The sequence below is a fragment of the Brevundimonas balnearis genome (genome assembly GCF_042434805.1).
GTDB classification, from domain to species: domain Bacteria; phylum Pseudomonadota; class Alphaproteobacteria; order Caulobacterales; family Caulobacteraceae; genus Brevundimonas; species Brevundimonas balnearis.
Window position 1 is genome coordinate 214,816 of sequence record NZ_JBHLSW010000003.1, and the last position, 24,300, is coordinate 239,115.

The 24,300-nt window shown below is 70.5% G+C and carries 21 protein-coding genes and 1 pseudogene; 7 read left to right on the forward strand and 15 right to left on the reverse strand.

Annotated elements, in window-relative coordinates; all coding sequences use genetic code 11:
- Window positions 1–89 precede the first annotated feature (89 nt).
- Both ACFFGE_RS02140 and trpE read left to right on the forward strand, forming a co-directional pair.
- On the forward strand, window positions 90–1,988 hold the full coding sequence (locus ACFFGE_RS02140; protein ID WP_376833850.1) for a peptidylprolyl isomerase: 1,899 nt from the start codon (window positions 90–92) through the stop codon (window positions 1,986–1,988).
- On the forward strand, window positions 1,985–3,505 hold the full coding sequence (gene trpE, locus ACFFGE_RS02145) for an anthranilate synthase component I (RefSeq protein WP_376833852.1): 1,521 nt from the start codon (window positions 1,985–1,987) through the stop codon (window positions 3,503–3,505). The genes ACFFGE_RS02140 and trpE overlap by 4 nt, the downstream gene beginning before the upstream one ends.
- On the opposite strand, the gene ACFFGE_RS02150 is transcribed toward trpE, so the two are convergent.
- Window positions 3,502–4,497, reverse strand: coding sequence for an NAD(P)/FAD-dependent oxidoreductase (locus tag ACFFGE_RS02150; RefSeq protein ID WP_376833854.1), 996 nt, complete (start codon window positions 4,495–4,497; stop codon window positions 3,502–3,504). The two genes, trpE and ACFFGE_RS02150, sit on opposite strands and share 4 nt — an antisense overlap.
- A 39-nt stretch (window positions 4,498–4,536) precedes the next feature.
- Entirely contained in the window at window positions 4,537–6,387 is a 1,851-nt protein-coding gene (locus ACFFGE_RS02155; protein WP_446680606.1) for a phosphoenolpyruvate carboxykinase (GTP), read from the reverse strand.
- Window positions 6,388–6,600: 213 nt separating this feature from the next.
- On the opposite strand from ACFFGE_RS02155, the gene ACFFGE_RS02160 reads away from it, so the two are divergent.
- Window positions 6,601–7,233 carry a DUF938 domain-containing protein gene (locus ACFFGE_RS02160; RefSeq protein WP_376833856.1) on the forward strand — a complete coding sequence of 211 codons (633 nt, stop codon included), beginning with the start codon at window positions 6,601–6,603 and terminating at the stop codon, window positions 7,231–7,233.
- A 78-nt stretch (window positions 7,234–7,311) separates the two neighbouring features.
- Here the strand turns inward: ACFFGE_RS02160 and ACFFGE_RS02165 are convergent, their stop codons facing one another.
- Window positions 7,312–7,728, reverse strand: a complete 417-nt coding sequence (locus ACFFGE_RS02165; protein WP_376833858.1) for a type 1 glutamine amidotransferase family protein — start codon at window positions 7,726–7,728, stop codon at window positions 7,312–7,314.
- Between the two features lie 301 nt (window positions 7,729–8,029).
- Between ACFFGE_RS02165 and ACFFGE_RS02170 the strand changes: the two genes are divergently transcribed.
- Window positions 8,030–8,788: a pseudouridine synthase gene (locus tag ACFFGE_RS02170; protein ID WP_376833859.1), complete on the forward strand. Its 759-nt coding sequence runs from the start codon at window positions 8,030–8,032 to the stop codon at window positions 8,786–8,788.
- Here ACFFGE_RS02170 and ACFFGE_RS02175 read toward each other — a convergent pair.
- The 4 genes from ACFFGE_RS02175 to ACFFGE_RS02190 are packed head-to-tail and all read right to left on the reverse strand — an operon-like array spanning window position 8,785 to window position 13,329.
- On the reverse strand, window positions 8,785–9,516 hold the full coding sequence (locus tag ACFFGE_RS02175; RefSeq protein ID WP_376833861.1) for a class I SAM-dependent methyltransferase: 732 nt from the start codon (window positions 9,514–9,516) through the stop codon (window positions 8,785–8,787). The genes ACFFGE_RS02170 and ACFFGE_RS02175 overlap by 4 nt on opposite strands.
- A gap of 49 nt (window positions 9,517–9,565) precedes the next feature.
- Complete coding sequence (locus tag ACFFGE_RS02180) at window positions 9,566–10,633, reverse strand: enoyl-CoA hydratase/isomerase family protein (RefSeq protein ID WP_376833863.1); 1,068 nt, start codon at window positions 10,631–10,633, stop codon at window positions 9,566–9,568.
- Between the two features lie 40 nt (window positions 10,634–10,673).
- A complete protein-coding gene (locus ACFFGE_RS02185; RefSeq protein ID WP_376833865.1) occupies window positions 10,674–12,179 on the reverse strand; it encodes a tryptophan halogenase family protein in 1,506 nt (501 codons plus the stop codon).
- 10 nt (window positions 12,180–12,189) lie between these two features.
- Complete coding sequence (locus ACFFGE_RS02190; protein WP_376833867.1) at window positions 12,190–13,329, reverse strand: acyl-CoA dehydrogenase family protein; 1,140 nt, start codon at window positions 13,327–13,329, stop codon at window positions 12,190–12,192.
- An 88-nt stretch (window positions 13,330–13,417) separates the two neighbouring features.
- Between ACFFGE_RS02190 and hemB the strand changes: the two genes are divergently transcribed.
- Window positions 13,418–14,419 carry a porphobilinogen synthase gene (gene hemB / locus ACFFGE_RS02195; RefSeq protein WP_376833869.1) on the forward strand — a complete coding sequence of 334 codons (1,002 nt, stop codon included), beginning with the start codon at window positions 13,418–13,420 and terminating at the stop codon, window positions 14,417–14,419.
- A 3-nt stretch (window positions 14,420–14,422) separates the two neighbouring features.
- Here hemB and ACFFGE_RS02200 read toward each other — a convergent pair whose 3' ends face one another.
- The 3 genes and pseudogenes from ACFFGE_RS02200 to ACFFGE_RS02210 form a co-directional block, all read right to left on the reverse strand.
- Window positions 14,423–14,950: a hypothetical protein gene (locus ACFFGE_RS02200; protein ID WP_376833871.1), complete on the reverse strand. Its 528-nt coding sequence runs from the start codon at window positions 14,948–14,950 to the stop codon at window positions 14,423–14,425.
- Window positions 14,905–15,792: pseudogene (locus ACFFGE_RS02205) on the reverse strand (NAD(P)-dependent oxidoreductase); the annotation flags it as partial. The gene ACFFGE_RS02200 and the pseudogene ACFFGE_RS02205, both read right to left, overlap by 46 nt.
- Entirely contained in the window at window positions 15,762–16,256 is a 495-nt protein-coding gene (locus tag ACFFGE_RS02210; RefSeq protein WP_376833873.1) for a flavin reductase family protein, read from the reverse strand. The gene ACFFGE_RS02210 and the pseudogene ACFFGE_RS02205, both read right to left, overlap by 31 nt.
- A gap of 114 nt (window positions 16,257–16,370) precedes the next feature.
- Here ACFFGE_RS02210 and ACFFGE_RS02215 point away from each other — a divergent pair, with 114 nt between their 5' ends.
- Both ACFFGE_RS02215 and ACFFGE_RS02220 read left to right on the forward strand, forming a co-directional pair.
- Window positions 16,371–17,273: a flagellar motor protein MotB gene (locus ACFFGE_RS02215; RefSeq protein ID WP_376833875.1), complete on the forward strand. Its 903-nt coding sequence runs from the start codon at window positions 16,371–16,373 to the stop codon at window positions 17,271–17,273.
- A 112-nt stretch (window positions 17,274–17,385) separates the two neighbouring features.
- Complete coding sequence (locus tag ACFFGE_RS02220) at window positions 17,386–18,117, forward strand: arginyltransferase (RefSeq protein WP_376833876.1); 732 nt, start codon at window positions 17,386–17,388, stop codon at window positions 18,115–18,117.
- Here the strand turns inward: ACFFGE_RS02220 and hflX are convergent.
- From hflX to ACFFGE_RS02245, 5 genes are all read right to left on the reverse strand, one after another.
- Window positions 18,114–19,424, reverse strand: coding sequence for a GTPase HflX (gene hflX, locus ACFFGE_RS02225; protein WP_376833878.1), 1,311 nt, complete (start codon window positions 19,422–19,424; stop codon window positions 18,114–18,116). The genes ACFFGE_RS02220 and hflX overlap by 4 nt on opposite strands.
- Window positions 19,421–19,669 (reverse strand): RNA chaperone Hfq, encoded by a 249-nt coding sequence (hfq, locus tag ACFFGE_RS02230; RefSeq protein WP_376833879.1) that lies wholly within the window; start codon window positions 19,667–19,669, stop codon window positions 19,421–19,423. Before hfq ends, hflX begins: the two co-directional genes overlap by 4 nt.
- Before the next feature lie 93 nt (window positions 19,670–19,762).
- The gene (locus ACFFGE_RS02235) at window positions 19,763–20,626 is read right to left on the reverse strand and encodes a D-amino-acid transaminase (RefSeq protein WP_376833881.1); all 864 of its coding nucleotides are present in this window, start codon (window positions 20,624–20,626) and stop codon (window positions 19,763–19,765) included.
- Window positions 20,626–22,035, reverse strand: coding sequence for a nitrogen assimilation response regulator NtrX (gene ntrX / locus ACFFGE_RS02240; RefSeq protein ID WP_376833883.1), 1,410 nt, complete (start codon window positions 22,033–22,035; stop codon window positions 20,626–20,628). Before ntrX ends, ACFFGE_RS02235 begins: the two co-directional genes overlap by 1 nt.
- Before the next feature lie 10 nt (window positions 22,036–22,045).
- Window positions 22,046–24,292: a sensor histidine kinase NtrY-like gene (locus ACFFGE_RS02245; RefSeq protein WP_376833885.1), complete on the reverse strand. Its 2,247-nt coding sequence runs from the start codon at window positions 24,290–24,292 to the stop codon at window positions 22,046–22,048.
- Between the last annotated feature and the right edge of the window lie 8 nt (window positions 24,293–24,300).

Below are 24,300 nucleotides of genomic sequence, written 5' to 3' on the forward strand. Positions count from 1 at the left end.
AAGCCAAGCCGTCGCTTGCGGGGCCCCTCGCCCCTCCCCTATAGGCACAGGCCACGTCCGGGCGCAGACGCCCAAGCTGAAGGTCGGCCATGATCTCCGTATTCCGCAAGTTCGCGAAGTCGCCGTGGGCGGTGGGTCTGATCGCGCTGGTCGCCATCGGCCTGCTGGTCACCGGCGGCAGCCAGATGGACATCCTGGGGTCGCTCGGCCCGCAGCATGTGATCTCGGCGGGCGACCGGTCGGTCGACCAGCAGGAGTTCCGAGTCTACGCCGAGCGGGTGCGCGGCTCCCAGGAGCAGCAGTCGGGCCAGCCGGTCACCTTCGAACAATTCGACGAAGCGGGCGTCATTCCCCAGATCGTCGAGGGCCGCGCGCAGGAGCTCGGCTTCCTGGCGTGGGCGTGGCGCGCCGGGGTCCGGCCCAGCGCCCAGTTGATCGTCGACCAGCTGCGCAACATCCCCGCCTTCTTCAACCAGGTCACCGGACAGTTCGACCAGACGGCCTACGAGTCGGCGCTGGGGCAGCAGAACATCACCGTCCCGCAGTTCGAGGAGAACGTGCGCGACGAGGTGATCGTGGGCCACATCCAGTCCGCCGCGCTCGGCGCGATCCGCATGCCCGCCATCTATGGCGCGCTGGCCGCCGCCCAGGCCCGCGAGACCCGCGACGGCCGCTGGTTCGAGATCACCCAGGCGATGGCGGGCTCGGCCCCCGCGCCGACGGACGCCCAGCTGACCGCCTTCCTGAACGAAAACGCCGAACAGCTGCGCCGACCGGAGTTCCGCACCGTCTCCCTGGTGCTGTTCAACACGGACGCGACCCCGGAGATCACCGACGCCCAGATTCAGGAGCGCTATGAGTTCCGCCGCGAAGCGCTGGCCAATCCCGAACAGCGCGCGTTCCTCACCATTCCGGCGGCGAGCGAAGCCGCCGCCCAGCGCATCGCCGCGGCCTTGCGCGCGGGCCAGTCTCCGGACGCCGTCGCGGAGGCCAACGGCGTCTCCGTCACGCGGAACTCGGCCCGGGCCCGCAGTCAGGTCGCGGACTCGGCCGTCGCCCAGGCCGTGTTCGATCTGCAGAGCGGCCAGGTGTCCGCTCCGATCCGCACCCAGGTCGGCTTCGTGGTCGCCCGCGTCGAGCAGATCCTGCCCGGCTCGACGCCGCAGCTGGCGGACGTGCGGGACCAGATCGTCGCCGAGCTGACCGAGGAAGCCCAGCGCTCGGCCGTCTATGAGCGTGTGGAGGCCTATGACGCGGCTCGCAACGACGGCGCCAACCTCGCCGACGCCGCCCAGCGCGCCGGCGCCCGCATCGTCCAGCTACCGCCCTTCACGGCCGAGGGCGCGCTTCCGAACGGCCAGCCCCTCCAGGCGCCGCCCGAGGTCCTGTCCACGGCCTTCTCCCTGCCGGCCAACGGCGAGAGCGAAGTCGTTGACGCGGGCCAGGGGCAGTACTTCGCGCTCCGGGTCGATCGCATCCAGCCACCGGCCCTGCCCTCGCTGGCCGACGTCCGCGCCCCCCTGGCCGCGGCCTGGACGCAGCGGGAGAACGGCCGCCGCCTGACGGCGCTTGCGGACCGCCTGGCGTCGCGGGTGCGGGGCGGCGAGGACATGGCCGCCGTGGCCCGGTCGGTCGGCTCCACCCTGGTGGACCGCGACGGCGTGCAGGCGACGCAGGAGACCCAGGCCGAGATCGGCGTCGGCGTCCTCAGGGGCCTGTTCGGTCAGTCGAAGGGCCAGGTCTTCAGCGAGACCCAGGGCCCCGGACGGATGGTCATCGGCCGGGTCGATGAGATCCGCGCGGCCGATCCGGCGCAGGCCGCGCCGCTGGTCGCACAGATCCGGCCCGCCCTGTCCCAGCAGCTGGCCCAGGACGTCCTCCAGACGCTGGTCATGGCCGGCGCCGCCAGGACGGGCGTGGAGACCGACCTGGAGCGCGCGCGCCAGGCGCTCGGGCTCCAGCCGCGGGCCGAACCTGCCGCCGAATGACCGCCGTTCCGGAGGCCTTCGGGCGCGGCTGGGCCGAGAACCAGCCCCAGCTCGTGGTCCGGCGCATCGTCGACGACCTCGAGACCCCCGTCTCCGCCTATCTGAAGCTGGGACGGGGCCGCAGGCACGCGTTCCTGCTCGAATCCGTCGAAGGCGGCGCGCTGAACGGGCGCTACTCCATCCTGACGCTGGACCCGGACGTGGTCTGGCGCGCCCGGGGCGGCGAGGCCGAGCTGGCGCGGGGTCGCGACGCGATCGCCGCCGGGCGGTTCGAGCGCGACGCACGGCCGGCGCTGGAGTCGCTGAGAGCCCTGATCGCCGAGACCCGCATCCCGCTGCCCGACGATCTGCCGCCCATGGCGGCCGGGCTCTTCGGCGTGTTCGGCTATGACATGGTCCGCCTGCTGGAGCCGCTGGGCGAGGCGCGGGCCGATCCGCTGGGCCTGCCCGACGCCGAGCTGACACGCCCCTCGCTCGTCGCGATCTTCGACTCGGTCAGGCGCGAGATCGTCGTGGTCGCCGCCTGCTTCCCCGACGGCCGCTCGGCCGAACAGGCCCACGACGACGCGATCCGGCGTCTGGACGCCTTCGAGGCCGATCTGCGCAAACCCCTCGTGGCGCGCGCGCCCGCCGAGCCGGTCCCCGCGCCGTCCTTCGTCTCGCCCGTCGACGAAGCCGGGTACGGCCGGATGGTGGCGCGCGCCAAGGACTACATCGCGGCCGGCGACATCTTCCAGGTGGTGCTGAGCCACCGCTTCTCCGCCGCGTGGGACCGCGACCCGTTCGCCTTCTACCGCTCGCTGCGGCGGCAGAACCCGTCGCCCTACCTGTTCTTCCTGGACTTCGGCGGGTTCCAGCTGGCGGGGTCCAGCCCCGAGATCCTGGTGCGGCTGAAGGACGGGCGGGTCACCATACGGCCGCTGGCGGGCACGCGGGCGCGGGGCGACACGCGCGAGGCCGACCAGGCGCTCGAGGCCGAGCTGCTGGCCGATCCCAAGGAGCGCGCCGAGCATCTGATGCTGCTGGACCTCGGCCGCAACGACGTCGGTCGCGTCTCCGCCCCGGGCGCCGTCGAGGTGACCGAGAGCTTCGTCGTCGAGCGCTACAGCCAGGTCATGCACATCGTCTCGAACGTAGAGGGTGTCGCCGATCCCAACCTCGACGCCGTGGACACCCTGCTCGCCGCCCTGCCCGCCGGCACCCTCTCGGGCGCCCCCAAGGTGCGCGCCATGGAGATCATCGACGAGCTCGAGGGGGTGAAGCGCGGCGTCGGCTACGGCGGCGGCGTCGGCTACATCTCGGCCGGGGGCGAGGCGGACATCTGCATCGTGCTCCGCACAGCCCTGTTCGCCGACGACAGGATCTTCATCCAGGCCGGCGCCGGCGTGGTCGCCGACTCCGACGCCCGGGCCGAGTACGCCGAGACCGTCGCCAAGGCGCGCGCGCCCATGCGGGCCGCCGAGGACGCCTGGCGCTTCGAGCTCGGCCGCCCGGTGAACACGCCCGGCGACGTCTAGACGGTCCTGAACGGATCCAAGGCCCGCGCCCACTTCGAGGGTCGCCCCTCGATCTGCTCGACGAGGGTGCGCGCGACCAGGGGGGCCAGCAGCCAGCCGTTCCGGCGCGGCGCCAGGGCGAGATACAGCCCGTCGCCCGCGCTCCCGGCGAGCGGCAGCCCGTCGGCCGTCGCGCCGCGAACGCCCACGTCGATCCCGATCACCTCGCCGGCGGCCCCGAAGGCGGCGGCGGCGGCGGCCTCGAAGCGGGCGGCGATCTCGGGGTCGGGCGCGGTGTCGCGCCGCCCGTGCTCCATGGTGGCGCCCAGCCGGCCCGCATCGCCCGCGGGCGCCCAGTAGACGTCGGCCGACCGCAGCACGCGCTCGGGCCGGCCCGCAGTGCGCACGATCTGACCGCGAATGGGCTGGACGCCCGCGATCACCCTGCGGACGTCCGGCGACAGGCCCTGGAGCGCCTCGGCCGCGCCGGTCGCGATGACGAGCGTCGCGGCCTCGACCGTCGCGCCCGAGTTCAGCGACGATCGCCACAGGCCGCCCTCGCGGGCGACCGCGTCCGCCCGGTGGCGAACGATGTTCACCGGCTCGGCGAGGATTCGGAGCGCGGTCGCAGCCTCGATGCGCAGGTCGTCGGGCGTGGTCAGCCGATCGCCGTCAACCTCGACCGAGAAGCCGAGGCCGGCCAGCTCCCGCGCCTTCTCCGCCGCGTCCGGCCCGACCCAGCCGGCGCCCTCCTGCAGAAGCGCCAGCCCGTGACGCGCCGCGAACGCCGGCCAGAGCGCCGCCGCCTCCTTGAGAAGTTCGACGTGGGGGCGCAGCAGGGGGTCGAGCAGCGACTCCATCGCCGGCGCGATCATGCCGGCCGCCACGGAGGAGGCGTTGCCCTCGCCCGGATCGACCACCCCCACGGCGCGCCCGGAGCGCGCCAGGTCCGCCGCCGTGGCGAGGCCCAGGACGCCGCCGCCGATCACCAGAACGTCGAACCGCTTCAGCACGCCCCGCACATCGTCCGGGGCGGGCCTGAATGCAAGGTGCTACTCCGCCGCCAGACGCGCCGCGCGGGCGTCCTCCAGCCGCGCCGACAGCGCCGCGTGCTGATCCCAGAGCGCGCCCGGAAGCCGGTCGCCGAACTGGGCGTAGAAGGCCGGGATCATGGCGGCTTCCTCGGTCCAGACGTCCGGATCGACATCCAGCAGGGTCGCGAGATCGCTCTCGGAAAGACCCAGGCCTTCCACATCCAGGGCGCCGGGGGCGGGAACCCGGCCGACCGGGGTGTCGAGCGCGGCCGCCCGGTCGTCCAGACGCTCGAAAATCCACTTCAGCACGCGGGCGTTCTCGCCGAAGCCCGGCCAGATGAAGCGGCCGTCGGCCCCCTTCCGGAACCAGTTGACGAAGAAGATGCGCGGCAGCTTGGCGGGATCAGTCCGACCCGCCATCGAAAGCCAATGGGCGAAATAGTCCCCCATGTTGTAGCCGCAGAAGGGCAGCATCGCGAACGGATCGCGTCGCAGCTCGCCGACCTTGTTCTCCGCCGCCGCCGTGCCCTCCGACGCCACGGTCGAGCCCATGAAGACGCCGTGGGCCCAGTCGAAGGCCTCGGTCACCAGCGGCACCGCGCTGGCGCGACGGCCGCCGAACAGGATCGCGTCGATGGGCACGCCCTTCGGGTCCTCCCATTCGGGCGCGATCGCCGGGCATTGGCCGGCGGCGACGGCGAAGCGGGCGTTGGGATGCGCGGCGGGCTCGCCCGAGGCGGGGTCGTGCGGCTGGCCCTTCCAGTTCGTCAGGCCGTCGGGCGGGGACTTCGACAAGCCCTCCCACCACACGTCGCCGTCGGCGGTCAGGGCGGTGTTGGTGTAGATCACGTCCCGGCTGAGCGTCTCGACCGCGTTGCGGTTGGTGTTGCGGCTGGTGCCCGGGGCCACGCCGAAGAAGCCGGCCTCCGGGTTGACGGCGTAGAGGCGTCCGTCGGCGCCGATCCGCATCCAGGCGATGTCGTCGCCGACGCACTCGGCCTTCCAGCCTTCCAGGCTCGGCTCCAGCATGGCCAGGTTGGTCTTGCCGCAGGCCGACGGGAAGGCGGCGGCGACATACTTCACCGCGCCCGTCGGGCTGGTCAGCTTCAGGATCAGCATGTGCTCGGCCAGCCAGCCCTCGTCGCGGGCCATGACCGAGGCGATCCGCAGGGCGTAGCACTTCTTGCCGAGCAGCGCGTTGCCGCCATAGCCCGAGCCGTAGGACCAGATCTCGCGCGTCTCGGGGAAGTGGACGATCCATTTCTCGTCGTTGCAGGGCCACGGCACGTCGGCCTGACCCTCGTCCAGCGGCGCGCCCAGGGTGTGAACGGCCGGAACGAAGGTTCCCGTCTCGCCCAGCTGCTCCAGCGCCGCGGCGCCCATGCGGGTCATCACCCCCATGGAGACGGCGACATAGCCGCTGTCGGTGATCTCGACCCCCAAGGCGCTGATGTCGGAGCCCAGAGGTCCCATGCAGAACGGCACGACGTACATCGTCCGGCCGCGCATGCAGCCGGCGAACAGCCCCTCCAGACGTCCGCGCATCTCCTGCGGATCGGCCCAGTTGTTCGTCGGACCCGCGTCGATCTCGTCCCGCGAGCAGATGAAGGTCCGGCTCTCGACCCGCGCCACATCCTTGGGGTCCGACGCGGCGTGGTAGCTGCCCGGCCGTTTGTCGGGATCGAGCGCCCTCAGCGTCCCCCGGGAGACCAGATCGGCGATGATCGCCTGCTTCTCGGCCTCGGAGCCATCGCACCAATGCACCCGGTCCGGCCTGGTCAGAGCGGCGATGCGTTCGACCCATTCGACCAGGCCGGCATGCCGGGTGGGCGCCGGATGGAGTCCGGGCGTCATGGCGATATTGGACACGTCTTGCTCTCCTGAACTGGCCCGACGGTTCTGAACGCCGCCGTGACCGCACGCCTCGGCGGCCGCGTCGTCGCGATCACGCCATGTAACAAGCAAGAGCATGTCTGGCGGGTTCCGGTCAAACCACGCAAGATTCCGCCTTGCAGCGGGCCCGGTCCGAGATTTTCCACCCGCCCATGTCGGCGCGCGCCGGTCCTGCGCTATGACGCGGTCATGCAGACCATGGATCCCGTCTCTCCATCCTCAGGCCCCGCGCGGTCTTCCCCGGCGGCGGACCGCAACGCCGAGGCGATCCTGGCGGTGCTTCGCGCCGCCCTGCCGGGTCAGGGGCGGGTGCTGGAGATCGCGTCGGGCACGGGCCAGCACGCGGCGCGGTTCGCCGCCGCCCTGCCCGGCCTGGTCTGGACGCCGACCGATGCGAGCCCGGAAGCCCTGGCCTCGATCTCGGCTTGGCGCGCATCGGTTCAGGCTGCAAACCTCGCGGCGCCGCTTCGTCTGGATGTGGAGGATCCGGTGGGCTGGCCCGCGGGTCCGTTCGAGGCGGTCGTCGCGATCAATCTGGTCCACATCAGCCCCTGGTCGGCGACTGAGGCCCTGATGGCCGGCGCCGCACGCGTCCTCGTCCCCGGCGGCCTGCTCTATCTCTATGGTCCCTATCGTGAGGCGGACACGCCGCTGGCGGACTCGAACGCCGCCTTCGACGCGTCCCTGACGGCGCGTGATCCCGCCTGGGGCCTGCGCGACCGCGACGAGGTCATCGCGGCCGCCCGGGCGCACGGGCTGGCCTTCACGCTCAGAAAGGCCATGCCCGCCAACAACCTCAGCCTGCTGTTCCGAAAGGTCTAGACCGAAATCGGTTCAGTCGGACGCACGTCCACCTGGGCTCGGATTTCGGTCCGATTTCAAGTGAGCGCCGATCAGGCTCTAGCCGATCGCGGCCGCGGCCGTGCCCAGCTGCTCCTCGTCACGGATCGGGAACACGTCGGCGTTGGAGAAGACGACGCCCGGAAAGTCCGACAGGCCCGCTGGATCGACCTCCATCGCCCGCGCAACCTGGGCCACGCCTTCGCCGAAGGCGAGGATCGGCAGGTTGCGAGCCCGCGCCGCCGCCACGAGCTCGGCGGTGCGACCCTCCGAGTCCGCGTCCGGCGCGCCGCCGGGGATGACGAGCGCCGCCAGACGCCCCTCGACGATGTCGCCGACCGTCGCGGTCGGGATCACGCTGATGCCGCCGATGGCCATGCTGGCGTCGCTGGTCGCGATGGGCGCCAGCGACAGCCCCTCGCCCTGCATCACCCGCTCGACGTCGCCCAGCGCCCCGAAGTTCATCGATCGTCGCATCGCCAATCCGACGCGCGCACGGATCGGACGGCGGTTGAAATGTCCACGGCGGTTGAAGGTCTGGCTGCTGGGGGCGCGTTGAGGTTTCAAATCTGCTCCAATGGTTGTTCAGTTCAAGAACCGCACGAATGCTGCTCGAGGTGCTCGCTTCACGAAAACGGAGCGCCGATCCGCGCCGGCGATATCGCGCGGACGGTCGAAGGGTGCTCACGGATGCGATATGAGCATCAACCTAGTCTCATGGGTCGATGATTTCAACCGCGGGCGTTGGCCGGGCCCCGACCCGGGGCTAGACAGCCGCATGACCTTTCGGCGGACCTATGACGGCGACGAGCCGCAACGCATCAACAAATGGCTGGCCCAGAGCGGCGTGTGCTCGAGGCGCGAGGCCGAGACGCTCATCGCCGAGGGGCTGGTCTCCATCGACGGCGAGGTCGTGTCGGACGCCGGCCGCAAGATCCTGAAGGGCCAGACGCTGACCCTCGCCGACGCGGCGACGTCGGCCCTCGCCGCCGACGCGATCGTGCTGAACAAGCCGGTCGGCTACGTGTCCGGCCAGCCCGAGCCGGGCAAGATTCCGGCCGCGCGTCTGCTGTCCGCCGCCAACGCCGAGGGCGATCTGCAGCCGCCGGGGCGCGACGCGGTCCTGCCGCCGCTCGGCCGGCTGGACGAGGACTCGCGCGGCCTCCTGCTGCTGTCGTCGGACGGCGTGCTGGCCAAGGCCGTGATCGGACCGCAGTCCCGTCTGGACAAGGAGTATCGGGTCCGCGTCGCCGGAAGGATCACCGAGTCGCGCATCGGCCGCCTGCGCTTCGGCCTGGCGATGGACGGCAAGCCGCTGAAACGCGCCGTCGTCGAACAGATCGGCGACCAGGACCTGCGCTTCGTGCTGACCGAGGGGCGTAACCGCCAGATCCGCAGGATGGCCGAAATGGTCGAGCTGCGCGTGGTGGACCTGCAACGTGTCCGCATAGGGCCGCTGGAGCTCGGCGACCTGCCCGAAGAACGCTGGCGGCGGCTGTCGGACGAGGAGCGCCGTCGCCTGATCCAGGCCTCCTAGTTCGGCTTCCGGAAGCGGTACACGAACTGGTCGGTCCGGCCCCGGATGGCGGGATCGAAGACGTTCAGGCTGTGGTCGTCCTCGGGATTGCGCACCGCCTCGCTCTCGCCTTCGAAGACGAATCCCGCCGCCTCGACCTCCCGGCGCAGCCAGGCGCCCTCGATGCGGTGCAGCGTCTGAACCACGTCCTTGCCCGCCCCCTCGGCCGCTTCGTGGTCGATCACCACATAGAGGCCGCCCGGCTTCAGGGCCTCGAAGGCGCGGCGGTTCATCTCCGCGACGTTCGTCTGGAAGCCAGGAATGTGGAAGTCGTGGTATTCCTGGGCCGTGAAGATCACGTCCAGCGGCTCGGGAAAGGTCATGGCGTCCAGCGCCCCGGTGATCCGCTCCACATTGCCGTAGGTCTGGGCCAGCGCGTCGGCGTAGGCGTCCTCACGCGCCGCCGTGCGCGTCGGCACGAAGGCGTAGACCCTGCCCTCCGGGCCCACGGCGACGGCGAACAGACGGGCGAAGAAACCTTCCTCGGGCCGGATGTCCGCCACGCGATCGCCCGGGCCGATCTCAGCGAAGGCCAGCATCTCGGCGCTGGCCCGCGCCGTGTCGCGCGCCACGTCCTCGGCGGGACGGCGGGGGTCGGCGATCGCGGCCTCGATCGGATCGGCGGACTGCGCCAGCGCCGCGGGCGCGGCGGCGAGCATCAGGGCGGCGAGTGCGGTCACGGCGCGCATGGGCGGTCTCCTCTTTGCCAGCGGACCCTGCGCGCGCCCTTGTCCGCGATCAAGGGTCGGCGACATCCGGAAGCGGCGTCCATTCGTCGCCAGAGTCGAGGGGCGCGAACAGGGCGTCGATGGTCGCATCATCGACGGCCTCTACCGACGCGGGCGACCATTTCGGCGCATTGTCCTTGTCGACGATGACCGCCCGCACCCCCTCCTGGAAGTCGTGGGTCCTCACCACCCGGCCGCCCAGCCGGTACTCCATGGCCATGTTCGCGGCGAAGCTCTTGAGCGACCGACCGAGCCGCAGCTGTCGCAGGGTCACCTTCAGCGACTGCGGCGACTTGGACCGGAGGATCTCCAGCTGGCCCGCCGCCCAGTCGGAGCCCTCGGCCGACAGCGCCGCCAGAATGTCCTCCACCCGATCGTGGGCGAACAGGCGGTCGATCGCCTCCCGAAGCGGCAGGTGCGGGGCCGGCCCCGCGTCTTCCGCGAAGCGATCGGCCACGGCTTGAGGATCAGCATCCTGAAGCAATTCAGACTTCAAGTCCTCGATCCGCTCGGATCGCACGAAGTGGGTGTGGATGCCCAAGGCCACCGTGTCCGCCGCCTTCAGCCGCGCGCCGGTCAGGGCCAGCCAGGTTCCGGTCTCGCCCGGCAGCCTCGGCAGGAACCAGCCGCCGCCGACGTCCGGAAAGAGGCCGATGCCGGTCTCCGGCATGGCGTAGGTGGTGCGCTCCGTGGCGATCCGCACGGCCGCCGGCTCAGAGATGCCCACGCCGCCGCCCATCACGATGCCGTCCACGATCGAGACGACCGGCTTGGGATAGACGACCAGCAGGTGGTTAAGCCGGTACTCCGCATGGAAGAAGGCCCTGGCCTCGGTCGCGTCGCCTGCCCCGCTCGCGGCGATCATGCGGATGTCGCCGCCGGCGCAGAAGCCGCGTTCGCCCGCGTGGTCAATCAGCACCGCGCGCACCCGGTCGTCCTCGCGCCACGCCAGCAGCGCCGCGATCATGGCGTCGCACATCGCCTTGTTCAGCGCATGGATGGCCCTGGGGCGGTTCAGGGTGATGCGCCCAACGCCGGTCTCGACGCGGGTCAGGACGGGAGCTTCGTGATCGGTCATGGGCCCCGTCCTAGGGCGATGCGCCCCGCCCGTCGAGTTGTCAGGCCGCCTCGGCCATCCCGCTCGCGCGAAGGAAGTCGTCGTGGAGCGGCAGCCGCGCCGCGACGTCGGCGAAGGCCTCCTCGATCCGCTTCAGCTGGGCGGCCTGGGTCTGCGGATTGTTCAGGTCATAGAGCGGATTGTGCGCCCTGGGCTCGACCCCCTGCCCGTTCATCACCGCCAGCCAGGAGGTCGGCGAGAAATAGTCGTCGGCGCTGAGGGGCAGCAGGATGCCGCGTTCGCGATACAGCTCCACGCGCTCGGCCAGGCTGTCCGGGATCGGCATGGCGGAGACGTAGCGCCAGAGCTCGGCGTCCTGACGCTGGGTCAGGTGGTAGTGCAGGATCACGAAGTCCCGCACCTGCTCCACGTCGCGGCCGACACGGCGGTTGTAGGCCGCGATATTGGCCTCGCTGAAGTCGGTGTCGGGGAAGTGCTGCAGCAGGCGGTTCAGGCCGACGTGGACCAGGTGGATGCTGGTGGACTCCAGCGGCTCGATGAAGCCCGACGACAGTCCCAGCGCCACCACGTTCTTCGCCCAATAGGCCTTTCGACGCCCGGTCACGAACCGCAGGTGGCGCGGTTCGGCCAGCAGCTCTCCGTCCAGCGTCTGGACCAGCCGGTCGGCGGCGGCCTGCTCGTCGATGAACTGGGACGAATAGACGTAGCCGTTGCCGGTGCGGTGCTGCAGCGGAATGCGCCAGCGCCAGCCGCCGGCGTCCGCGGTGGCGCGGGTGTAGGGCGTAATCGGCCCCACCTTGGCGCAGGGCGCGGCGACCGCTCTGTTCATCGGCAGCCAGTGGGACCAGTCCTCGTATCCCGCCTTCAGCGCGCCCTCGATCAGCAGTCCCCGAAAGCCGGTGCAGTCGATGAAAAGATCAGCATCCAGAGTGCGTTCGCCTTCCAGCCTCACCTGATCAACGAAGCCGTCCGGCCGCTGGATCACCTCTACGATCTTGCCCTCGACGCGCTCCACCCCCTTCGCCTCGCAGACCTTGCGAAGGTGAAGGGCGTAAAGCCCGGCGTCGAAATGGAAGGCGGAGGCGATCAGCCCCTCCGGCGTTCGGGGGTCGGGGTTCAGAGGGCCCACGCGACCCGCGTAGGCGGCCTGGGTGCACAGGGAATAGGCGTCGAGACCGGACGCCATCCCCCTGGCCCGCAGCGACAGCCAGACCTGGTGGAAATCGCCGAGGTCCCGCGCCGCGCCATAGGCGCCGAACGGATGGAAATACGTCGTGTTTTCAGAGCCCCAGCCGACGAACTGGATGCCGAGCTTCAGGCTGGCCTTGGTCTCGCGCATGAAGGCGACCTCGTCCAGGCCGATCATGCGGTTGAAGTCGCGGATGGTGGGCACCGTCGCCTCGCCCACGCCGACAATGCCGATGTCGTCGGACTCCACCAGCCGCACCCGGCAGTAGGGGCCCGTCGCGGTCTTCAGGGCGGCCGCGGCCATCCAGCCGGCGGTGCCCCCGCCCACCACCAGGATCGACCTGATCGGCTCGGCCATGCCGGTCCCCCTACTGCCGCATCATCTCGCGCGCGGTGATCACGCGCATGATCTCGTTGGTCCCTTCCAGAATGCGGTGGACGCGCAGGTCGCGAACGATCCGCTCCAGAGGATAGTCCTTCAGATAGCCGTAGCCGCCGTGAAGCTGCAGCGCCTCGTCGGCGATCTGGAAACAGGCGTCGGTGGCCAGCCGCTTGGCCATGGCGCACCACTTGGTCTTCTCCGGGTGGCCGGCGTCGATCGCCCAGGCGCCGCGCAGCACCATCAGCCGCGCCGCGTCGAGCTGGGTCGCCATGTCCGCAAGCTTGAACTGGACGTTCTGGAACTCCGCCAGAGACTTGCCGAACTGCTTTCGCGTGGCGACGTAGACCTGCGCCGTCTCCAGCGCCAGCCGCGCGCCGCCCAGCGAGCAGGCGGCGATGTTCAGGCGTCCGCCGTCCAGCCCCATCATGGCGTAGCGGAAGCCGTCACCTTCCTTGCCCAGCAGATTGGCGACCGGCACGCGGCAGTCGTCGAACTGGACGATGGCGGTCGGCTGGCTGTTCCAGCCCATCTTCCGTTCCTGGCCGCCGAAGGACAGGCCGGGCGTGTCCTTCTCGACCACGACGGCGCTGACGCCCTTCGGCCCCGGCTCGCCGGTCCGGCACATGACGACATAGACGTCGCTGGCGCCCGCGCCCGAGATGAAGGCCTTGGACCCGTTCAGCACCAGGTGATCGCCGTCCCGCGCCGCCGTCGTCCTCAGCGCCGCCGCGTCGGAGCCCGAGCCCGGTTCGGTCAGACAGTAGCTGCCGATCAGCTCCATGGTCGCCAGACGCGGCACGAAGCGCGCCCGCAGATCGTCCGAGCCGAAGCTGTCGACCATCCAGGTGACCATGTTGTGGATCGAGAGGAAGGCCGCCGTCGACACGTCGCCGCGCGACAGCTCCTCGAAGATCAGCGCCGCCTCGACCCGGCCCAGCGCCATGCCGCCGTGCTCTTCCCGCGCATAGATGGCCGCGAACCCGGTCTCGGCGGCGCGGCGCATGACGTCGATGGGAAAGTGCTTGGTCTCGTCCCACTCGGCGGAGTGGGGGGCGAGCTCCGCCTCGGCGAAGGCGCGCGCGGCGTCCTGAATGGCGCGCTGGTCCTCGGTCAGGGCGAAATCCATAAGGCGTGTCCTCTTGTCGTTGTTTCCGCGCTTCTAGCCGATGCGCCCGCCGGATGACGAGACGCCCCGGCTGCGATAAGCGGACGCGATGAGCACGCCCTTTGCGCCCGCCCCCTTTCCCCTCGCCCGCCCGCGTCGCCTGCGGGCCCAGCCGTGGATCCGGTCGCTGGTGGCCGAAACCACGCTGACGCCGGCCGACCTGGTGTGGCCGCTGATCGTTCACGACGGCGAGGAGGACGCTCAGCCCGTCCCGTCGATGCCCGGCGTCGACCGCCTGTCGCCCCGGGCGGCGGCGAAGGCGGCGGTGCGGGCGCGCGACCTCGGCATCCCGGCGGTGGCCCTGTTTCCGAACATCGCCAAGACCGCCAAGGACGCGGTCGGGACCGGCGCGACCGATCCGGACGGCCTGGTGCCGGAGTGCATCCGCGCCATCAAGGACGCGGCGCCGGAGGTCGGCGTCATCACCGACGTGGCGCTGGACTGCTACACCGACCATGGCCACGATGGCGTCCTGGAGGACCGCCGCATCGTCAACGACGCGACGCTGGAGCGGCTGGCGGAGCAGGCCTTCATCCACGCCCACGCCGGGGCCGACGTCGTGGCGCCGTCGGACATGATGGACGGGCGCGTCCAGGCGATCCGCGAGGCGCTGGAGGCCAACGGCTTTCAGGACACGCTGATCCTGTCCTATGCCGCGAAGTACGCGTCGGCCTTCTACGGCCCCTACCGCGACGCCGTCGGTTCGGCCCGCGCCCTGTCCGGCGACAAGAAGACCTATCAGATGGACTTCGCCAACTCCGACGAGGCGCTGCGCGAAGTCGCCATGGACATCGCCGAGGGCGCGGACTTGGTCATGGTCAAGCCGGGACTGCTCTACCTCGACATCGTGCGCCGGGTGTCCGAGACCTTCCGCGTGCCCACCCTCGCCTATCAGGTGTCGGGCGAGTACGCGATGATGAAGGCCGCCGTCGCGAACGGCTGGCTGGACGAAGACCGGGCGATCCTCGAGAGCCTGACCGCCTTCAAGCGCGCTGGCTGCGCGGGCGTGCTGACCTATTTCGCGCCGCGGGCGGCGGAGCTGCTGGGATAGGCGCTATCGGTCCGTCAGGCCTCGGCTGATCCGGATCAGCTCGATGACGCAGACGATCTGCCGCGCCCGCCACTGCGCCATCAGGTAGATCGCCACGCCGACGGCGAGGATGATCACCAGGTTGGCGACGGGGCCCGGGTTCTCCCGCACCAGCTGCAGCAGGCCGTCGCCCAGGATTTCGGACAACAGCGCCACGATCGTGACCGGGATCGTGACATAGAAGATCACCAGTATCCGCATGACCCAGTCGTGCCGCCGCTGGTTAAGCAGCGCCACGGCGTAGAGTCGCTCCACATCCTCGTCCGACAGCCCGGCCGTGGCCGCGAAGGCCTTGCGGGTCGAGGCGTTCGCCCGCAGCCCCGACACCAGGTCGTTGCCGAAGGTGGTCCAGGCCCCCGGCGTCGCCAGTCCCGTGGCCACAAACGACCAGGTCGCGAACATGCGTGTCAGCCGACGCCAGACCGGCCAGTAGGCCGCCTCGACCGTCAGCTCCGCCGCTGCAGCCTCGCCGCCAGGCTCGACGTGTCCCATCGCGATCCCCCCATCGCCTGCACCTCGGCGTAGAACTGATCCACGAGCGCGGTGAGCGCAAGGCGCGACCCGTTGCGACGCGCCTCGTCCAGCACCAGCCCCAGGTCCTTGCGCATCCAGTCGACGGCGAAGCCGAACTCGAACTCGCCGTTCGCCGCCGTCTTCCAGCGGTTGTCCATCTGCCACGACTGAGCCGCGCCCTTGGAGATCGCCTCGTAGACGGCGTCGGTCTCCAGCCCCGCCTGCTGGGCGAAATGGACCGCCTCGGCCAGACCCTGGACAACCCCGGCGATCGCGATCTGGTTGACCATCTTGGTCAGCTGGCCGGACCCGGCGGGGCCCATGTGACGGATCGCCCTGGAATAGGCGTCCAGCGCGGGGCGTACGCGGTCCAGCGCCCCGGCGTCGCCGCCGACCATGACGCTGAGCTGTCCCGTCTCGGCCCCCGCCTGGCCGCCGGACACGGGCGCGTCGAGGAACACGCGACCCGTCGCTTCAGCCATGGCCGCCATGTCGCGCGCCACGGTCGCGGAGGTGGTGGTGTGGTCCACGATCACCGCGCCCTCGGCCAGATGCGGCAGGGCCTCGGCCACCACCTGACGGACGTCGTCGTCGGCGCCGACGCACAGGATGAACAGCTCGGCCCCGGTCGCCGCCTCGGCCACCGTCGCGGCGAAGCGGCCGCCGTTCGCCTCGGCCCAGGCGCGCGCCTTGGCCGAGGTCCGGTTGAAGCCCGCGACATCATGCCCCGCGGTCAGGAGGCGCCGCGCCATCGGAGCGCCCATCACCCCCAGTCCGGCGAAACCGATCCTCATGCGTGGCTCCCGATGGCGCCGAAATGGCCCCGGTGGAACGTGAGGGCCGCGCCATCGTCGACGTCGAAATCGACCACCCGCCCGATGATGATGAGATGATCGCCCGCCTGGGCCTGACGTTCGGTCTCGCAGGCGAACCAGGCGAGCGACGCGGGCAGGCGCGGCATGTCGCCGACACGGCGGACCTCGGCCTCTCCCAGCGCCCAGTGGCCCTTGGCGAAGCGCGCGGCGAGATCCCGCTGCTCCGCCGCCAGGACCTGGATCACGAACCGGTTCGCCGCCGCGAAGAGCGGCGCCCGCTCCGAGCCGTCGTCAAGGCACCACAGGACTAGGCGAGGGTTCAGCGAGACCGAGGTGAAGGAGTTCACGGTGATGCCCACCGGACCGGACGGCGTGTCGGCCGTGACCACGCACACGCCCGTGGCGAAGGCGCCCAGAGCGTGCCGATAGGCCTTGGCGTCGTCGGGCGGGGTGGCGGCGGGTTCGGACACGGCGGCTCCTGGTTGCTTCCGGACTAGGCGGGGCCGTCGGCGCGCGCAAGGGCACGAAACGCCGCCTTAACCTTGTTCGCCGAGGGTTGGGCCCAGTTCCCGCCAGAGGCTCGCATGTCCGCCAGCGATCGTCCGATCCTGATCAAGAAAATCAAGAAGGGCGGCGGGCACGGCCATCACGGCGGCGCCTGGAAGGTGGCCTATGCGGACTTCGTGACCGCCATGATGGCCTTCTTTCTGCTGATGTGGCTGATCAACACGACCGACCCCGAGCAGAAGCGCGGCATCGCGGAGTATTTCGCGCCGGCCAGCGTGTCGGAGACGACCAGCGGCTCGGGCGGCATCCTGGGCGGCACCGCCCTCGGCGATCAGGGCTCCAAGGCCGAGGGATCGATGTCGGTCGTCAGCGAGCTCGCGCCCGAGGCGCCCGACAACGCGCCGGAGGAGGTGGGCCAGAGCGAGAACCTCGCGGCGGCCAGCGAAGAGGCCCTGCGGGCAGAGATCGCGCGGCGCGAGGCCGCCGACTTCGCCTCGGCCGCAGCGTCCCTGCGGCAAGCCATGCAGTCCCTGCCCGAGCTCGCCGAGCTGTCGAAACAGATGATCATCGACCAGACGCCGGAGGGCCTGCGCATCCAGTTGGTCGATCAGGAAGGGCGTTCCATGTTCGAGGAGAACTCGGCCCGCCCCAACGCCCGCGCCCAGGTGCTACTGCGCGCGGTCAGCCGGGTGGTGAACCAGCTGCCGAACCGCGTGTCCATCAGCGGCCATACGAGCGCGCGCGCGGGTTCCGGGGTCGCCAGCGCGCCGGCGGACTGGAGCCTGTCGGCCCAGCGCGCCAACGCCGCGCGCGAGATCATGCAGGGCGCCGGCGTCGATCCGGACCGCGTCTATCAGGTCGCGGGCAAGGCGGGCTCTGATCCGCTCTATCCCGACGACCCCAGCCTAGCCGGCAATCGCCGCATCGCCATCGTGCTGCTCAGGGAAGCGCCGGTGCTGCCGCGCGACACCAGCCTCTGAAGATGACCAGACCGGCGTCCAGAGGCTTGCGGGACTTCGGACTTTCGCCCCAAATCAGCGGCATGAGCACGGTCGTGAACCGCAGCGAGATCGTCCCCTCGGGAGGTTGGGCATGACCCAGCACATCCCGTCGCGACAGCTGCGCTTCTTCATGACCTCCAGCGCCCCCTGCCCGTATCTCGACGGCAAGTTCGAGCGGAAGGTCTTCGCCAACCTGCCCTTCGCGGACGGCGCGCGCGTCAACGACCAGCTGACCCACTCCGGCTTCCGGCGCAGCCAGAACATCGCCTACCGCCCGGCCTGCGAGGCCTGCGACGCCTGCGTGTCCGTCCGCGTGCCGGTGATGCGCTACGTGTTCAGCAAGTCGGAGCGCCGCACGCTGAGGCGCAACGCCGACCTCCAGCGCTGCCTGGTCGAGGCCGAGGCGACCGCCGAACAGTTCATGCTGCTCAAGCGCTACCTCGGCGCTCGTCATGCCGGCGGCGGGATGAGCGAGATGACCTGGCCCGACTACGTCGCCATGGTCGAAGACACCGCCGTTCGGACCCATCTCATCGAGTACCGCCTGCCGTCGACGGACGGCCCCGGCCGGCTGGTCGGCGTGGCCCTCACGGATCTGCTGCATGACGGCCTGTCGATGGTCTACAGCTTCTTCGATCCCGACCACGCGGATCGCAGCCTGGGGATGTTCGCGATCCTGGACCACCTGCGGCAGGCTGCGGCGGTGCGGCTGCCCTATGTCTACCTGGGCTACTGGGTGAAGAACTCGCCCAAGATGGACTACAAGGGCCGCTTCCGCCCCTTGGAGCAGCTGACGCCGCTCGGCTGGCGACCGCTGGACTAGATCAGGCTCGGAAACTGGCGCTCGAAGCGGCCCAGCGCCGCCGGATGCAGCCGCACCACCACATGGGTCCGTCCCGCCGGGTCGGTGTCGCGGAACGTCACGCGCCCATGCTGATACAGCCACGCCAGGGCCTCGCCCTGCTCGGGCTCGAGCGTCAACCGCGTCTCGGGATCGTCGTCGATCAGACCGGCGATCGCGGCCCTCAGGGTCTCGATCCCCTCCCCGGTCCAGGCGGACACCGCGACGGCGGTCTGTCGCGTCGCATGCCGCATCGCCTGGCCCAGCACCTCGTCGCGGTCGTCGGACGGCAGCAGGTCGATCTTGTTCCAGACCTCCAGCACCCGGCGTGTCTTGCCCTCAGGCGTCGGGATCTGCTTGAGAACCGCCTCGACGTCCTTGGCCTGGGCGTCGGTGTCCGGCGAGGCGATGTCGCGGACGTGCAGGATCAGGTCGGCCTCGCCCACCTCCTCCAGCGTCGCGCGGAAGCTTTCGACCAGTTCGTGCGGCAGGTCGGAGATGAAGCCCACGGTGTCGGCGATGATCGCCGGCCGGCCCTGCGGCAGCTTTATGGTCCGCTGGGTGGTGTCCAGGGTGGCGAACAGCAGGTCCTTGGCCAGAACCTCCGAACCGGTCAGCCGGTTGAACAGCGTCGACTTGCCCGCGTTGGTGTAGCCGACCAGTGCGACCGTCGGAAACGGCGCCCGCTTGCGCGCCTGCCGATGAAGCGCGCGGGTGCGGCGCACCTCCTCCAGCTCGCCCTTCAGCTTGACGATGCGGTCGGCGATCAGGCGCCGGTCCAGCTCGATCTGGGTTTCGCCGGGGCCGCCGGTCGAGCCGGTGCCGCCGCGCTGCCGCTCCAGGTGGGTCCAGGTGCGGACCAGGCGCGAGCGCTCGTAGTCGAGCCGGGCCAGCTCGACCTGCAGCCGGCCCTCCTTGGTCCGGGCGCGCCGGCCGAAGATCTCCAGGATCAGGCCGGTCCGGTCGACGACCTTGGCCTCCCAGGCCTTTTCGAGATTGCGCTGCTGCACGGGCGTCAGGGCGTCGTCGATGATGACGACCTCGGCTTCGGCGGCGCGGATCAGCGCGGCCAGTTCATCCACCTTGCCGGCGCCGAAAAGGGTGGCGGGCGTCACGCGCCGGATGCGCGCGATCTCGGCGGCGCGCACGTCGAGGTCCAGCGCCTGGGCCAGCCCGGTCGCCTCCTCAAGCCGCTCGGCGGCCTGGCGCGAGGCCTGCTCGCGACCGTCGGGATGGATGACGACGGCCTTCAGGACCGGGGCGGCGTGATCAATCAGTTTTTGGGTCAATCGTTCTCGTCGACGTCCGGCTCGTACAGCTGCACGGGCTGGGCGGGCATGATGGTGGAGATGGCGTGCTTGTACACAAGCTGCGACTGGCCGTCCCGACGCAGAAGCACGCAGAAGTTATCGAACCAGGTCACGATGCCCTGAAGCTTCACCCCGTTGACGAGGAAGATCGTCAGCGGCGTCTTCGTCTTGCGGACGCTGTTCAGGAAGGTGTCCTGGAGGTTCTGTCTCTTGTCTTGCGACATGGCAGGTTGATCCTGTCTTCGTTGGTCGCCGCGAAGGGGAGGCGCGGCGGCGGAGGCGCGACCTTAGACGGCGCGTCGCCCGACCCGCAATGGCTAGATGGCCTCTTCCCGCGCCCTTTCAAGGTAAAGGCGTCGCAGCTTCGTCGCGACGGGCCCCGGCTTGCCGTCGCCGATCTTCACCCCGTCGATGGACACCGTGGGCATCAGGAAAGCGCCGGCGGCGGTGAAGAAGGCTTCCTTCGCCTCCTTGGCCTCATCGACCGTGAAGGGGCGCTCCTCGAGTTCCAGGCCTTCCTGCGCCAGCAGGTCCAGGATCGCCGCGCGCGTCACGCCGCGCAGTATGTTGGCCTGGGTGTCGCGGGTGCGCACCTTTCCGTTCTTGTCGATGATCCAGGCGTTGGTCGACGACCCCTCCGTCACCAGCCCCAGTTCGTCCACCATCCAGGCTTCATAGGCCCCGGCCTCGCGCGCCGCCTGTTTGGCCAGCACGTTGGGCAGCAGGCCGACCGTCTTGATATCGCACCGGCCCCATCGAATGTCCGGCTGGGTCAGGACCGCGACGCCTTTTCGCGCCATGGCCTCGGCCTTCTGGAAGTCCACGCTTCTGGAGGTGGCCACCACGCTGGGCAGGGTCCCCGGCGCGGGGAACGGATGATCCCGGCGGGCGGCGCCGCGGGTCACCTGCAGATAGACGATGCCCTCCCGCACCCGGTTGCGCCGGATCGTCTCCTTCAGCACGACGGTCAGCGACTGGCGCGTCATGGGGATGGGAATGCGCAGCTCCGTCAGGCTGCGCGCCAGGCGGGTCATGTGACCTTCATAGTCGGCCAGCTTTCCGTCGAAGACCGACCAGACCTCATAGACCCCGTCGGCGAACTGGAAGCCCCGGTCCTCCACGCTGACGGACGCGTCCGAAAGCGGCACATACGCCCCGTTCACATAGGCCACGCGCGACATCAGTCCGTCGTCTCCTCGTCCTCGTCTCCGCCCCGCGAGGGCGCCACGCCCAGCGACTTGAGCTTGCGGTGCAGCGCCGATCTCTCCATGCCGATGAAGGCGGCGGTGCGCGAGATGTTTCCGCCGAAGCGCATGATCTGGGCCCCCAGATACTCCCGTTCGAACACCTCCCGGGCCTCGCGCAGCGGCAGGGCGATGACCCGCTCGGCCCCCAGTCCGCCGCCGCCGCTCCCGCTCGCGACCTCCTGCGGCAGCTGATCCGCGGTGATCGGCTCGGCGGGGTCGCCGCCGGCCAGGATCAGCAGACGCTCGATGTTGTTGCGCAGCTGGCGGACGTTGCCGGGCCACGGATGCACCTGGAGCACCGCGATGGCGTCGTCCGCGAGGGTGCGCCGGGGCAGGCCCTGGGCGTCGGCCAGCGCATCGACGAAATAGGCGCAAAGTTCGGCGATGTCCTCCCGGCGCTCAGCCAGCGCGGGAACCCGGATCGGCACCACGTTCAGGCGGTGGAACAGGTCCTCGCGGAATCGACCCTCGGCGATCTCGGTCTTCAGGTCGCGCGACGTGGACGAGATCACGCGGACGTCGACCTGAACGTCCTGTTCGCCGCCGACCCGACGGAACCTCTGCTCGACGAGCACCCGCAGGATGCGCCCCTGGCTTTCGCGGGGCATGTCGGCGACGTCGTCGAGATAGAGGGTGCCGTTATGGGCCCGCTCGAACACCCCGATCTTCCTCGGCTGTCCGTCCGCCCCCTCCTCGCCGAACAGTTCGACGTCCAGCCGCTCCGGCGTCATCCCGGCGGCCGAGATGGCGACGAAGACGCCGCGGGCGCGCCCGCTGGCCTCGTGGATCTGACGGGCCACCAGCTCCTTGCCCGAGCCCGGCGGGCCGGCGATCAGAATGCGGCTGTTGGCCGGCGCGACCTTGGCGATGGTGGCGCGGAGCTGCTGGGCCGCCGCCGACTTGCCGATGAGCCCGCTCGGCACGCTCGCCCTGGCTCTCAGCTGACGGTTCTCTCGCCGCAGCAGCGCCGCCTCCAGCGCCCGCTCCACCACGACGACCAGGCGGTCGGACTTGAACGGCTTCTCAAGGAAGTCGTAGGCGCCGCGCTTCAGCGCGCTGACGGCCGTTTCGATGTTGCCGTGCCCCGAGATCATGATGACGGGCAGATCGGGGTCCAGCTGCTTGACCAGGTCGAGCAGCTCCAGCCCGTCGAGGCCGCCGCCCTGCATCCAGATGTCCAGCAGGATCAGCGACGGCTTGCGCGCGCGGATGACGGCGAGCGCCTCCTCGGCGTTCGAGGCCGTTCGCACCGCGTGACCTTCGTCCTCCAGCAGGCCGGACACGAGATCGCGGATGTCCGCCTCGTCGTCCACCACCAGAATGTCGGCTCCGGATGATCGCATCTCGCCTCGCTCAGGCTGTCGTGAGGGCGGCCGTGTCGGGCTGGGACGCCGGCCGCTGGGGTTGCAAGGGAAGGACCAGACAGACGCGGGCGCCGCGCAGTCGCGCGGCGTCCGCGAGTTTCAATGCGCCCCCGTGGTCCTCACAGATACGGCGCACGATAGCGAGGCCGAGGCCCGTGCCCTTCTCGCGGGTGGTGACATAGGGCTCCGTCAGCCGGTCGCGGTCCTTGGCCGGCAAGCCGACGCCGTCGTCCTCGATGATGAAGGTCGCCACGCCGTCGACGATGTCCAGGTCGGCGGTGACGCCGGCCGTGTCGTGTCCCTTGTCCCGGCGCGCCTGGACCGCTTCGCCGGCGTTCTTGAGCACGTTCGCCAGGGCCTGCCCGATCATGGTGCGGTCGCAGGTTAGGACGGCCTTCGGCAGGTCCTCGGACAGACGCACCTCGATGTCGGGCGCCGCGACCCTCTGGGCGAACACGGCCTCGCGCAGCAGCTCCGCCGGATCGGCGCGAGTGAACCGGGGCGCCGGCATGCGGGCGAAGGCCGAGAACTCGTCGACCATGCGACCGATGTCGCCGACCTGGCGGATGATCGTCTCGGTGCAGCGGTCGAAGACCTCGACGTCGTCCTCGACGCGTCGGCGGTACTTGCGCCGCAGACGGTCGGCGGACAGCTGGATCGGCGTCAGCGGGTTCTTGATCTCGTGCGCGATGCGCCGCGCGACGTCGCGCCAGGCGGCGTTCCGCTGAGCGGTCACCAAGCGGGTGATGTCGTCGAAGGTCATGACCGCCTCGCCGCCCAGGCCGCCCTGCACCCGAACGCGCAGACGCCGGGTCTCGCCCTCGCGGGAGATGTCGACGTCCTCCTCGATCTGCGGCTCGCCCCGGCCGATCAGCGCGCCCAGCTCGGGGGCGAGTTCGGCGAGCGGTCGGCCGATCGGCTCCTCCGCCTGGATGGCCAGAAGCTCCCGTGCGCTGTCGTTGATGGCCGAGACCCGGCCCTCCCGGTCCAACCCGATCACGCCGGCCGAGACGCCCGACAGCACCGTTTCTGTGAACAGGCTGCGCGCCTGCGCCTCCTCGCTGGCCTGTCGCAGAGCCTTCTGCTGCGCTTCCAAATCCTCCGCCATGCCGTTGAAGGCGCTGGACAACATGTTGATCTCGGCCAGGTCGCGTTGGGTCGGCACCCGCGCGCCCAGGTCGCCGGCGGCGATCCGGTTGGCCGCATTGATCAGACGCGCCACGGGCCGGGAGATGGCGTTCGCCGCCGACATGCCCAGCCAGACGGCCCCGACCAAGACCAGGATGACGGTCTGGGCGTAGGCGAGGATGAAGGCGGCCTGGATTCGCGTGCGGCTATCCTCCGCCTCTCGATAGGCCTGGATAGCCTGATCGCTCTGGCGCATGCGGGCGATGAGGCCGTCCCCGACCGGACGGACTACGTAGAGATAGGCGTCCGGATAGCCCGGCAGCACGGTCACCGCCCGGATGACGTCCGGGTTCTCCGTGACCTCGACCGCCGCCTCGTCGCCCCCTTCGGCGACGGCGAAGGCGTCCTCCGGCGGAGCCACATAGGGCGGGGCCGCCGCCGTCTCGCCCCGGGCGAGCACCTGGCCGTTCCCGTCCAGCACATAGATGGCGGGGTAGCCGAAGAAGGCGGCGATCTGCGTCAGCGCCGCGCTGAATTGCAGCCTACGCTCGAACAGCGGGCGGACGCCGCCCAGCTCGGCGACGATGGTCGCCAGGTCGCCGGTCATGTCGTCGGAGACGTCCTCGACATAGGCCCGCCCCACCGTGGCCCCGTTCTCCACCGCCGCCCTGACGTTGTCGCTGAACCAGGCGTCGATCCCCCGGTTGACCAGAACCCCGAAGACCAGGGCCACCACAACCGCGGGGCCGACCGCGACGGCCGAAAACAGGGCGACGAAGCGCAGGTGCAGCCGCGCGCCCGCGTCGCTGGAACGCTCCCGCACCAGGCTCAGAACGCGAACGCCCACGATCGCGCCGATGATCGCCAGAGGGACCAGGTTGGCCAGCAGGATGAAAACGACGAGCCGGCCGGCGGACCCCCGCATCCCGCCGCCGCCGTCCGCCGAAGGCGCGGCGGCGAGGATCCACACCGTCAGGCCGATCAGGGCCAGAGCCAGGGTGAACAGGGCCGCGAAGACCAGACGCGCGCGGTCGTCCAGCGCCCCGCGCCGCAGCGCTTCGAGCGGCCGCAGCGGTTCGCGCACGACGCCAGGCTCGGCATGCCTCATGACCTGAG

Excerpts from the sequence above, each read along its gene's own strand:
- ACFFGE_RS02140 (WP_376833850.1), top strand. The coding sequence starts at position 90 with ATGATCTCCGTATTCCGCAAGTTCGCGAAGTCGCCGTGGGCGGTGGGT.
- ACFFGE_RS02245 (WP_376833885.1), bottom strand. The coding sequence starts at position 24,292 with ATGAGGCATGCCGAGCCTGGCGTCGTGCGCGAACCGCTGCGGCCGCTC.
- ntrX (WP_376833883.1), bottom strand. The coding sequence starts at position 22,035 with ATGCGATCATCCGGAGCCGACATTCTGGTGGTGGACGACGAGGCGGAC.
- ACFFGE_RS02215 (WP_376833875.1), top strand. The coding sequence starts at position 16,371 with ATGTCCGCCAGCGATCGTCCGATCCTGATCAAGAAAATCAAGAAGGGC.
- ACFFGE_RS02175 (WP_376833861.1), bottom strand. The coding sequence starts at position 9,516 with ATGCGCGCCGTGACCGCACTCGCCGCCCTGATGCTCGCCGCCGCGCCC.
- ACFFGE_RS02220 (WP_376833876.1), top strand. The coding sequence starts at position 17,386 with ATGACCCAGCACATCCCGTCGCGACAGCTGCGCTTCTTCATGACCTCC.
- hemB (WP_376833869.1), top strand. The coding sequence starts at position 13,418 with ATGAGCACGCCCTTTGCGCCCGCCCCCTTTCCCCTCGCCCGCCCGCGT.
- ACFFGE_RS02170 (WP_376833859.1), top strand. The coding sequence starts at position 8,030 with ATGACCTTTCGGCGGACCTATGACGGCGACGAGCCGCAACGCATCAAC.
- ACFFGE_RS02200 (WP_376833871.1), bottom strand. The coding sequence starts at position 14,950 with ATGGGACACGTCGAGCCTGGCGGCGAGGCTGCAGCGGCGGAGCTGACG.
- ACFFGE_RS02165 (WP_376833858.1), bottom strand. The coding sequence starts at position 7,728 with ATGCGACGATCGATGAACTTCGGGGCGCTGGGCGACGTCGAGCGGGTG.
- ACFFGE_RS02180 (WP_376833863.1), bottom strand. The coding sequence starts at position 10,633 with ATGACCGATCACGAAGCTCCCGTCCTGACCCGCGTCGAGACCGGCGTT.
- ACFFGE_RS02235 (WP_376833881.1), bottom strand. The coding sequence starts at position 20,626 with ATGTCGCGCGTGGCCTATGTGAACGGGGCGTATGTGCCGCTTTCGGAC.
- trpE (WP_376833852.1), top strand. The coding sequence starts at position 1,985 with ATGACCGCCGTTCCGGAGGCCTTCGGGCGCGGCTGGGCCGAGAACCAG.
- ACFFGE_RS02160 (WP_376833856.1), top strand. The coding sequence starts at position 6,601 with ATGCAGACCATGGATCCCGTCTCTCCATCCTCAGGCCCCGCGCGGTCT.
- hfq (WP_376833879.1), bottom strand. The coding sequence starts at position 19,669 with ATGTCGCAAGACAAGAGACAGAACCTCCAGGACACCTTCCTGAACAGC.
- ACFFGE_RS02190 (WP_376833867.1), bottom strand. The coding sequence starts at position 13,329 with ATGGATTTCGCCCTGACCGAGGACCAGCGCGCCATTCAGGACGCCGCG.
- ACFFGE_RS02185 (WP_376833865.1), bottom strand. The coding sequence starts at position 12,179 with ATGGCCGAGCCGATCAGGTCGATCCTGGTGGTGGGCGGGGGCACCGCC.